Consider the following 11,129-nt stretch of genomic DNA (forward strand, 5'->3'; position numbering starts at 1 on the left):
TTTGTATTTTTCATAGTATAAAATTCATTCAGAAATTTTATCTTCCGATAATGAATTATACTTGATGATTTTATTACTAAAGTTCAGAACATCATCTTGATTTTTACATATTTCATTAGACAACATTTTACAACTCTCAGATATTGTAGACTCTTTAATACCTGTCCACTCTGAAAATAGAGTTAAGAAATTCATTGCATTTCGTTGAGCGTTAATAATATTACGAGATGTATCATCGTAAGATGTAATAAACATAGGGACCTGATAATTTTGCTTATATTTATCATTATGAGCAAGCCTCATCTTCTTAGTATCTTTCTCAAAGAAAGATACTCCGTGATCAGCAAAATACATCAAAGACCAACTCTTCTCATTTTTCTGTGCTTCATCAGTAATTATTGATAGCAAGTCATCAGTGTTTTCAATACTCTGTATATAGCAAGAAACCTGCTCTGATTTAAAAAATACTTTGTATTCATAATTTGTTCTGATACAAGCGGGAGAATGAGACCCCATTAAATGGATAACAATTAGCTTCTTTTCTTTTTTATCCTCTAAGGCTTTTTTCACAATCGGTATTATATTTGCATCTGGCATATTTCTGTTAAGGCCAGAACTGGATTCACCTTTTTTAATAAATAATGGAGAATCAGCCCTTGCACCCATACTGGCAACTGGAGTATCAAATACTCCCATAGAACCTTGATTTGATATCCAGTAAGTATAAAAGCCAGCTTTTTTTGCTAATGTAACAATATTATTGCTTAGAAAATCTTTACCATCTTTGACCATTGCTAATGAATTTTCCAGTGATATTTGGGTTGATGGACCTGCTGAGATATAATTTGTAAAAAGCGTCCCATTGGAGGTGCTCATAAAAGGTGTATTATGTATCGGGAATCCATACGCATTCATAAAATCTCTACGTACACTTTCTCCAATCACAACAATATAGGTACTATATTTGGACTTTTCTGATACTGTTCCCAATGAATCCTTTTCACTTAGTATTTGTTGCATTTTTTTATGTTCACTTTTCACCCTTATAAAATTGATAGTAGCATCTTTGACTGCTCTAATTTCAGGAAGTCCAGAGTCAAGAATATTGAATTCCTTACCCTGTATAAAAGCTTTTAAAGGGTGATGTATTGTAGTAATTAATGCAAAAGAAAATAGAAGAACATTAACATTCCTATGTAAATTAATGCTTACTTTAAAAGATAACAAACAAAAGATCAAAATAAACGAACTAAAAAGATAGTGTTCAGTTGGAATAGAAGAGATGAATTCACTAGCCTCTTGTTCGTTTGTATAGAATAACGAAAGAATTGAGTTGAAGTTTGGTGAGCCGTATGTAAGCCCGATAGGAGCATAAATAAGAGTTGCCATACCAAGAACGATAAGAAGGGACCTATAAACTATTGTTACTTTGTTTAACAATAGAAAAACAGAGAATATAGCGAATGCATACGCTATTTTTAAGCGATAACCTAAAGCCATATGAGCTAAAAGGCAAAAGATTAAGAGTGCAACAACTGGTAGTAGCTTGATTAAGTGGTTTTTTGTAAGTTTCATATTTATCTATCAATAGCACATCGTGTAGTAGTAAAATGCAGTTTAGCTTTCAAAAAGTAGAAAAAACGGAGATTCAATTTCTTCATCCATCCGGGTTTTCTATCAATACTATACTATGTATTTTTCGTTATGTGAATCAAGATTAATTTCATCCATTGGTGAAAACCTGAATACTTTAATTATAATAAAAAGAACTCACAACATGAAAGTATCACTAAATCCTACCAATGTAGGAAATAAACATAATATACAGTATGTTAACAAATCATAGTAGAAAGATAAAGTAAATAAGATAGTTCTTAAATACACACGTGGTTAATTCTCACCGTATTTATTCCTATTGAATATTTTAAAAAACTGACTTACCAAGGATCGTTGTGAGCTAATGAGCTATAGGAAGGTATCGTAAAAAAGGAATGATTATCCTGCCTATATTGATTTCCCAGAAGTTGAAAGCAATCGAGTAAATCTTCTAACATTTCACTCGGTTACTTAATTGGGTTCCATGATGAAGATTTTTCAATATACAAACTACGTCATAACGAGCAAGAGTATCTATACCGATCTTGTTAATATTGATTTCCATGCGAGAAACTATTGGTGGCTGGTGGCTGGTGGCTGGTGGCTTAAGCTTATTTTCGCCCATAATTTATCTGACTGTGTTGTTGGAAAAAATATATCAAGAACAGGTATATTACACAATTTAAATTACAGTCTTCCTTTTCTGTCTCCAATATGTTATTTCTTATCAACGAGTTCTTGGCATTAGTTAATATTGACTTTATTTTTAATTTTTCCTTTTCTTGCATAACAACCATATCGGTTTCATGATGCAAAGAAGTCCTTCCATACCTTTTAAGATAATCAACGACTTGTTCCGGCTTAAATCCTGCCAGATTAACTATTTTATCCATATGCTTTATTTCTTTGGTTATTTTTATGGTTTTCTTAGCAAGATGATGGCGAAAAAGCATCTAAAGATGGGCCGGTTTTAGGTAATATTTTTTTATTTTCTAATTTATTTACAGTTCGTTGTTCAAGATTGATGGATTTCGATTGAATGATTACGCAACGAAACGTTGTGAAAAACCTCTTTTTTAGGGCTAAAATCGGGTATCTTTCTGTTTAGGTCAGTTGCTTATAGGCTATAGTGCATTTTCCTGTGTTGGCAAGTGGGAAAGATGTCTATTATAGCAATTGGCCATCCTTCTAGAAAATTGCACTTACTTGGTTGAATCCAGTCTATATATAAGTTTTTCTATATTTAAAGTATTTGGGTTTAAAAACCATTTATCAGATAATTTTAATTCACATGATGAAAAATATATTGTATAGTGATAATAATAGAATTCATTAGATATGGAAATTGAATCTTAGTCTCACGTGCTCTTTAAAAACTAAACAAGTTCGATGTGCTTTATGGGCCTTTTCCCACTGTCATTGGTATTACAACTTCCATTAACATTGCTACTTTATCTATATGGTACATCTATTGTTAGTATGTAAGGTAAACGCTGATTCTTCCTGATTTACGAAACTTCGGGAATATCATTGTAGGTAGTTCAGTTACCAGTATAATGTTTTTTTATGGATAGAGGTAACTAAAGGGCAAAAGTTAATAGTAATATTTTAGCTCGTGAAAAAAATAAGGGTTTCTTAAAGTACGTCTCAAGTTGCAGTTTTTCCGTAAAAGAGATATTAAAGGATAAGATTACTATTTGACGATCATTTAAGACAGTAGAACAAGGGGATTATCATCTATGACAACTGAAACTAATGATACTTATGGTTGCATTTCAAAGAAATTATCAATTATAATAGCTGCACATAATCTAGAAGGGTTGATTTTCAAATGCGTAAATACCATAAAAAATGTTTTATCTGAGTGTGATCCTGAAGAATATGAAGTTCTTCTGATAGATGACAGTTCTTCTGACTCAACGCCATCAATCTTAAAAAAATTCTCAGAGGAAAATGAATCCTTTATTTATATAAGAAAAGAGTTTAGAAGTTTAGGTAAAGTTAAAAAATATGCAGTAGAAATAAGTCATGGGGAATATATAACTTTTGTTGATGGTGATGATTTTTTATCTGATTTTTCCATGAGAGAGATTTTAGATTTTTTGATATCTAAAAAACCAGATATATTTATCAGCGGGTTAAATGAAGTAAGAAAAGATTCGGACATAATAGAAAAATCAAAATTATTATCCCCCGTAGAACTTCGTAGAGATACAGCAATAAAAGAGTTTTTAATTCATAAGAAATTTCAGGCACATTCATGCGGGAAATTTTTTAAGAAGAAATTATTTCATGGAAATAATTTTCCCGAGGTTCCTTGTTATGAAGATGCCCTATCATTTCCTCTATTTTTAGTCAAATGCAATAATGCTTATTATACTGAGATGAAATACTATAACTACATAAAAAGAGAAGATAGTCTATCTAATTCCATTAGTGAGGTTAAAATAAATACAATGGCAAAGGTCATCTTAATAACTGATAAAACTTTCGGTAGAAAATTCAGGAACCTTACAGCTTGTCATGCTATAGAACTTCTCTATAAATATGGAGATAAGCTGTCAAAAGAATATTCTGATTCTATCTATCAGATAGTAAAAGACCTTTCAATATTAAGTTTTATGTTAGATCATAATGTTAGATTTAGTTTTAAAAGAAAATTTCTAAAAGTAAGAAACAAATAGAATTTCAAATGGTGGAAAAATTTATATTCTCTTACATTAAAGTAGGTATTAGTACCAAGTTGTGATTAACATATATTACCATTGTAGAGATGGTCCTTTTCTGACAAATAAATACAATAATAATATTAATTTCCCAGTAATCTTAGTGCCTGAGGTGTAATAGTGTTGTCAAGATATTTTGGAGTATTAGAAATACTTTATTATCTCAATCAATTTCGATATTATCCATTTGAAATTTCACGGTTTATTTTATTCAGATTCCTTCCCAATATTGCCAGGTGAAAGAATGAAAAATTTTATCATCAACTTAGAATCGGATATCGAACGAAGATATTCGATTCTATAGCAAGCATCATCCTTAGAATTAGATGTTGAAATAGCCAAAGCAGTAAATTGAAAACAGTTCTTTAAAGAAGAAATAATGAAACTCAGTTGTTCATAGTTATTCTGTCAATGGAACAACATCTAATAAATAACTTTTCATAATTATGATACACCTTCTATTTTTATTCTCTGTTAGTTCTGTAGGAAAATGAATTTAAAAATATTTTCACTTTTTTGAGCAACTGCCACATATACTGGCAGCAATGATTTCGTGTCACTGTTTCATGCAGGGATTGCCACAGGCGCTCAATTTTATTCAGCCAGGGGGAATAAACAGGTAAAAACAATAGGTTAAATTTAGGGTGATGGGCCAGCCAATCACTGACCCTCCGGCTTTTGTGAATACTATAATTATCCAAAATCAATGTGAGGGTTTCAGCATGACAATATTGGCGATCAAGTTCTTCCAATACATTGATAAATAATCGAGAATTTTTATTTAACCCGCCAACATAAGTCATTTTCCCTGTTTGAACATTCAGACAACCCGCAAGGTAATGTTTTTGGTTTTTTCCGGGTGTCACTATACGTTTCTGCTGCCCTTTTAAATACCCGTTAGCGCCGATTTTTAGATTTAGCTCAATATCGACTTCATCTTCATAAAAAACGGGATGTTTTTCCGAGCACGTTGACAATGCCTCGGTAATTTTCGCCATTTTTTCAGGGTATTCGGGATCGGGTAATTTAAGCGTTGGTGCAGCTCTTCGCCAAACGATACCCATTTTATGTCGGTAACGATAGAAGGTGCTGATGGATAATTTTGTATTTAATAATTCATTGATCTTAATTATAAAAAGTTCAGGACTCCAACGAGAACGCAAGCAACCCAATTGTTGGGGAGAATATTGCAATAAAAAAGACAGTAAAGGATAAAGTGGGATTAAATTCCAGACAGTGGGTCTGCCCGCAGGCAGGCTTTTCAAACCTTCCAGACCATATAAAGTCAACTAATTTATCCAGCGATTGACGGAAGAACGACCGGCACAAAGGGTTCTTGCGACTTGTGAAACAGATTCGCCTCGATGTAGCATCAACATGGCCATGAGTCGGCGAGCATAATTTTTATCTCGGGTGCTCTGGATGATTTTTTTCATCTGGCGTCGTTCATTGCGGGGTATCAGTGCTATGATGGGCATAACTCAGTCCGTTTAGGGGTTTGGGATTTTTTGCAATTGATCAGATCGCAAAAACTGGACTGAGTTCCCTCCAAGTGATCTACTATTTTGAAAAGTTATTTAGTCAAACATTTAGAAATAAATAGCTCGAAGTTGTGTGCAGTAACAATAATAGATAATATAGATTTCATAGCAGTTCTCCATCGTACTTTATAATATTATAGTACTGACTTTATTTTTTTCCTATTTGCTAAATATAAAAATCTAGAATATATTTTTAGAAAAAAACCTAATAAGTCACTAGTATTAGTCCGGGAGTATAATTTGAATTTTTTTGCTATGTAAATTTTTTGAATGTGCTTTTTACACTCGACCGGTAAAGAAATGTTGAGTTTATTTATCATGGTTTTAAATATACTATTTAAATAAATAACTTCATTTGATGATAGTTTTTTTGAAGAGCTTATTTTTATAATATTTTTAATGTCAATATCAATGCCTAGTGCATGTGTTAATTTAAGTTGGGATTTTGCAGCATAATATGCTTGCTCATTAAAGTATTCATTTCTATTTTTATTTGGGTGTGTTCTATATTTCAATAATGTATTGGGTAAATTAATAAACTTATAATTATTATTAATTGAAGTTAAAAATAATTCAGTCCATAGCCCATAATCTTGTGCTTTTTCATAATTTTCAGGATAGATTATACCTGATTTTAGTAAAACATCTTTTCGAATCATCACAGTAGGATGATAGAATGGGCAATCGAATACAATACTTGAAATTATTTCTTCATGGCTCAGGGGAGGAACTTTATTTCTAAGTTCTTCATATGTTCTCATTGATGTTCCACAAACAATAGTATCTGAGTGTTTACTCATATATTGATATTGTGTTAATAGCCTATCTGGATATGAATAATCATCAGCATCCATCCTGGCAATAAAGTTACCTTTTGCTTCTGATATCGCAATATTTAGTGAGCGAGCCAATCCCATATTTTTGGCATTATTAATTATCTTTATTCTTTTGTCTTTAACAGCAAACTCTGAAAGTATATTGGAAGTTTTATCAGTTGAAGCATCGTTAACTATGATGAATTCATAATCTTTAAACGTTTGTTCTAAAATAGAATTTATAGCTTCAAGCAGGAATTCTTGTCCGTTGAAAACAGACATTATTACTGATATAGCTGGTTCTCTATATAACATATTTCATCTTATTATGTTGTATAATTAAGAAAATTAATTAACTTGGTTATCTATGATTTAAATCAAGTTTTTTTTGACCTGTTTTTATAAATTAATTTGGTTACATATTCCGGGAAAATACCACATCTATGATAAAATAATTTGTTTATCAAAATCTTTAGATATTTATCCATTAAAAACATAACCCTGTACCATAATGATGCATTCAGAAAAACAATACTCTGCTCCTTTATGAAATTCAAAAGTAGATAATTTAGCCATTTTTCTTACATAACTTCTTGTACCTTAGATACTTTCCAAGTTTTCCTTTCTTATTTTTAAAATACATAAGACAAAACGATAGGATCTGATATGTATACAAATTCTAGTTCATTCACTGCTTTGACGTCCTTTACATCGTCACTATGAGATTGATGGGCAATCAAAACTGATACGACTATTTTAAATCAAAATCGCTTTTATTCCTAACAATTAATGAATAATATCTATTTTAAATGAAACTACTTCTCTACTATCTTTTGATTTTACTCTAACGTATTGTTATAAAATATATTTTCCCAGAACCAGAAATTTCACATATACACATATAAGTGTATTAAATGTTCGTTGAACATTCCTATAGTATTGATGATAAGTGGAATGATAAAGTTTAACTACCTCCGGTGGGGTAATTCACAGTCATTCAGCTAACTAAGAACTATTATACCTGCTTTCTGTTTCATTCTTGGAATTAACTCGTAAAGCACCTCTTCCTGTTTATCCACTTCATAAGTGTCCTAAGCTTCTGAGGGATGAGAAGGCTCCCTCTTACTTCTAAAAATGGAACACCTTTAACTTTCATCCGTCAGTTACTCAAATCTTTACTAAGCATGGGCCTTCTGGTGGAATTACATATCAATTAAAATAGTGAGGAGCTTGGATGAAAATACCCAAGCCTTACAAAACGGCGTCAATTGAGTGCTTTTTAACACTAGGCGCATTCATGCGCCTGAGAATATTGATTTAGTGGAAGTGATTAAAAAGGCTAATAATGCCGTGCCGAGTAATCGGAAGATTAATGGGAAGGAGCTGGGCTAGAGGGATGCACTATTACATTTAGTCGGGACGTTCGCGGTTCAACATTATTTATTAAAAATAAACAATAGGGAAAGTTCGCTCCTATTATTACACTATTACACCTCCTCAGGATAATATTGAAGTTATGCAAAGTGTTCTTATGGGAGGGATTTTGCATTACAAACTTGCAAACAGTGGAACTGTAATGTATATCATCTAGTCACTGGATGCGGAGTTTACTGAAGCGTATTTGTTATTATAGAAGAAAAGGCTGTTTAGCTCTTTATTTTTGTAAAAGATAAATTGAAAATTTATCCACACTTTTAAATGAAGTTAATATAGCGAAAATAACTAGATGTATTAGTTGAGGCTTGAGCTGATACTTCGATTTGAAAAGAAGAGAGTTACCTACTTTGATTAAAGGTGCTGAATCTGAAATCAAAGAAATGAATTTGAGCGTTTATAGACCACAGTGCATTTTCCTTTTACGAGAAAGATGGCCACTATAGCAACTGACCACCCTTCCTGAAAAATGCACTTATTAGTCAAATCCGCCTGCTTGAGAATTTATAGAAATCTCTTTTAAAGAAGAGATGTGTTTTTTGTATTTATTCTAATATTTTCAGATTTAGGAGTATAACATACCGAATTTGATGAAATATTCTTATTAATGAAAGATATGGCGCCAATCAATACATTATTACCAATAGTAATGTAGTTTCCAATAATACAAACATTTGCACCTATAGTAACATTATCACCTATAGTAACACCACCATCATTATAAGTAGATTGCACACCAATAGTGGTATTCTGTCTTACTTTAAAGTTTTCTCCGATAATTGCTCTATTAGTTATTACTAGCCCAACATAGTGATATATGCTAAGTCCTACTCCGATCTGAGCACCAAGGCCGATATCGCAGCCATATTTAGATCTTAGCTTGTTATTTATATATTCTGCTAATTTGGGGGTTTTATTAGATAAGTAAAGATAATTAGCAATTCGCCACCAGAAGTTGAATCTCCTTTTAGGATATTGCCATGTACGCCGTATCGCTCTGCCCCAAGTGAATTTTTTTATATCAGAACATACCACTTCTACCATTAGACAACGTTTTAAATGTTCAATGCTAGAATAGCTGTACTTATCCATAATATCCTCCAATAATTCGTGATGAGTATACAAACATCAGTCCTATTTAAATAGCTCAATCATAGCTGCTCACGTCCAAATTCTAACAGTTTCCCTTTACACTAAAGTAACCCCATATATTTTGATGAAAAACGCAGCACGGGAATTTTATCATCAAATGACGCACTTTTTCAATTTACGCGACACGCTGCAACAGCAGAGCACTGTATGTTCCAAGCGTACGGTGCGTTTACACAAGTATATACCTCAAAGTAATGTAAAGAGCCAGGCGTCACTAATCTAATGAAATTTCAAAAGATCTTTAACTTCATCTGCATCTGGGTGCATCCATTTTGATTGAACCTAATAATGCCTTCAATTATATCCCTATAGGATTCGAACCTGTGGCCTGCGGCTTAGAAGTGAGTAGAGTCATATTGTAAATTAACCAATTCCCGCATTTATCAGTGCTCACACGTCCCACCTTACCGAAGGTACCTATGGTTACTCTTGGTGATCTTTCGATGTTTGTCCCAAATGCTTCCCACCCAATTTGATAATATCTATCTCAATCTCCCCTACCAAACCAAAACGTGATTGGGAAAAGTTTTGTGAGAGGGCTAAAAAGTCTGACCTACTACTTTGATAACTTGGATGGTTAGTTCCCATCGTGGTAAGCTATCACTATAACTTAATTGATATGGGGAAATACCTGATTTTCACCATATCTAGCCTCGTTTAATACTTTAAAAAGCAGGATTGGTAAGGATTGTGGTGAGTTAATGAGCCACAAAAAACATTCCTTTTGGAAAGTATTGTCTGATGAATCCACTGACATTCTCATTTATTCTTTTTTTCCTAGGGAGATAAAGATTCGAAAAATAGATATATCTGGTATGTTTATTTTTTATAATGCATGGTTTATTTTCATGTGTTGGGAAATGGGAAAAATATCTATGTATAGCAACTGGCCGTCCTCCTAAAAAATTGCTCTCACTTATAGTTGAATCCAACCTATATAAGTTATAAGTTTTTCTATATTTAAATTATTCTGCTTTAATAAATCATTTCAGATAATTTTGATTCACATGATGAAAATTATATTGTATAGTGCTAATAATGAAATTCATTAAATATAGAAATTGCATATTAGTCTCCATGCTCTTTAAAAACTAAACAAGTTTAGTGTGCTTTAGACCTCTTCTCACTGCCGCTGGTATGAAAACTTCTGTTAGAATTGCTACTTTATCTATGCGGTGCATCTATTGCTAGTATGTAAGGTAAACGCTGATTCTTCTTGGTTTACGAAACTTGGTGAATATCATTGTAGGTAGTTCAGTTACCAGCATAATGTTTTTTTTATGGACAGAGGTAACGAAAAGGTAAAAATCAATAGTAATATTTTAACTCGTGAAAACAATAAAGAAGTGTTCCTTAAAGTATGTCTCAAATTATGGTTTTTCTTCGAAAGGGAAATATCAAAAATGAGATTATTATTTGACGATCATTTAAGACAGTAATATAAGAGGATTATCGTCTATGACGACTGAAACTAACGATACTTATGGTTGCTTTTCAAAGAAATTATCAATTGTGGTAGCTGCACATAATCTAGAATTATTGATTTTCAAATGTATAGGTACCATAAAACATGTTTTATCTGACTGTGATCCTGAAGAATATGAAGTTCTTCTAATAGATGACAGTTCTTCTGATTCAACCTCATCAATCTTAAAAAAATTCTCAGCGGAAAATGAATCGTTTATTTACATAAGAAAAGAGTTCAGAAGTTTAGGTAAAGTAAAAAAATATGCAGTAGAAATAAGTCATGGAGAATATATAACTTTTGTTGATGGTGATGATTTTTTATCTGCTTTTTCCATGAGAGCGATTTTAGATTTTTTGACATCTAAAAAACCAGACATATTTATCAGTGGGTTAAATGA

6 protein-coding genes and 1 pseudogene are annotated in these 11,129 nt (G+C 32.1%); 2 read left to right on the top strand and 5 right to left on the bottom strand.

What is annotated here, in order from left to right; all coding sequences use genetic code 11:
* Window positions 1–24: 24 nt before the first annotated feature.
* Window positions 25–1,575 (bottom strand): phosphoethanolamine transferase, encoded by a 1,551-nt coding sequence (locus D3222_RS14170; RefSeq protein WP_118986740.1) that lies wholly within the window; start codon window positions 1,573–1,575, stop codon window positions 25–27.
* Between the two features lie 632 nt (window positions 1,576–2,207).
* Window positions 2,208–2,489: a hypothetical protein gene (locus D3222_RS14175; RefSeq protein WP_157975333.1), complete on the bottom strand. Its 282-nt coding sequence runs from the start codon at window positions 2,487–2,489 to the stop codon at window positions 2,208–2,210.
* An 846-nt stretch (window positions 2,490–3,335) separates the two neighbouring features.
* On the opposite strand from D3222_RS14175, the gene D3222_RS14180 reads away from it, so the two are divergent.
* Window positions 3,336–4,280, top strand: a complete 945-nt coding sequence (locus tag D3222_RS14180) for a glycosyltransferase family 2 protein (protein WP_118986742.1) — start codon at window positions 3,336–3,338, stop codon at window positions 4,278–4,280.
* Window positions 4,281–4,786: 506 nt separating this feature from the next.
* Here the strand turns inward: D3222_RS14180 and D3222_RS14185 are convergent.
* The 3 genes and pseudogenes from D3222_RS14185 to D3222_RS14200 all read right to left on the bottom strand — a co-directional run bounded on the left by D3222_RS14185 (window position 4,787) and on the right by D3222_RS14200 (window position 9,204).
* Window positions 4,787–5,800 (bottom strand): annotated as a pseudogene (locus D3222_RS14185) (IS630 family transposase).
* A gap of 197 nt (window positions 5,801–5,997) precedes the next feature.
* Complete coding sequence (locus D3222_RS14190) at window positions 5,998–6,993, bottom strand: glycosyltransferase family 2 protein (RefSeq protein ID WP_118986743.1); 996 nt, start codon at window positions 6,991–6,993, stop codon at window positions 5,998–6,000.
* A 1,638-nt stretch (window positions 6,994–8,631) separates the two neighbouring features.
* The gene (locus D3222_RS14200) at window positions 8,632–9,204 is read right to left on the bottom strand and encodes a serine O-acetyltransferase (protein WP_118986744.1); all 573 of its coding nucleotides are present in this window, start codon (window positions 9,202–9,204) and stop codon (window positions 8,632–8,634) included.
* A 1,518-nt stretch (window positions 9,205–10,722) separates the two neighbouring features.
* On the opposite strand from D3222_RS14200, the gene D3222_RS14210 reads away from it, so the two are divergent.
* Window positions 10,723–11,129: glycosyltransferase (locus tag D3222_RS14210; protein WP_157975334.1), on the top strand; the 407-nt coding region annotated here is incomplete at its 3' end.

The organism is Photorhabdus sp. CRCIA-P01 (genome assembly GCF_003545805.1).
Lineage (GTDB): Bacteria > Pseudomonadota > Gammaproteobacteria > Enterobacterales > Enterobacteriaceae > Photorhabdus > Photorhabdus antumapuensis.

Coding starts and splice junctions, on each gene's coding strand:
- D3222_RS14170 (WP_118986740.1), bottom strand. CDS start 1,575: ATGAAACTTACAAAAAACCACTTAATCAAGCTACTACCAGTTGTTGCA.
- D3222_RS14175 (WP_157975333.1), bottom strand. CDS start 2,489: ATGGATAAAATAGTTAATCTGGCAGGATTTAAGCCGGAACAAGTCGTT.
- D3222_RS14180 (WP_118986742.1), top strand. CDS start 3,336: ATGACAACTGAAACTAATGATACTTATGGTTGCATTTCAAAGAAATTA.
- D3222_RS14190 (WP_118986743.1), bottom strand. CDS start 6,993: ATGTTATATAGAGAACCAGCTATATCAGTAATAATGTCTGTTTTCAAC.
- D3222_RS14200 (WP_118986744.1), bottom strand. CDS start 9,204: ATGGATAAGTACAGCTATTCTAGCATTGAACATTTAAAACGTTGTCTA.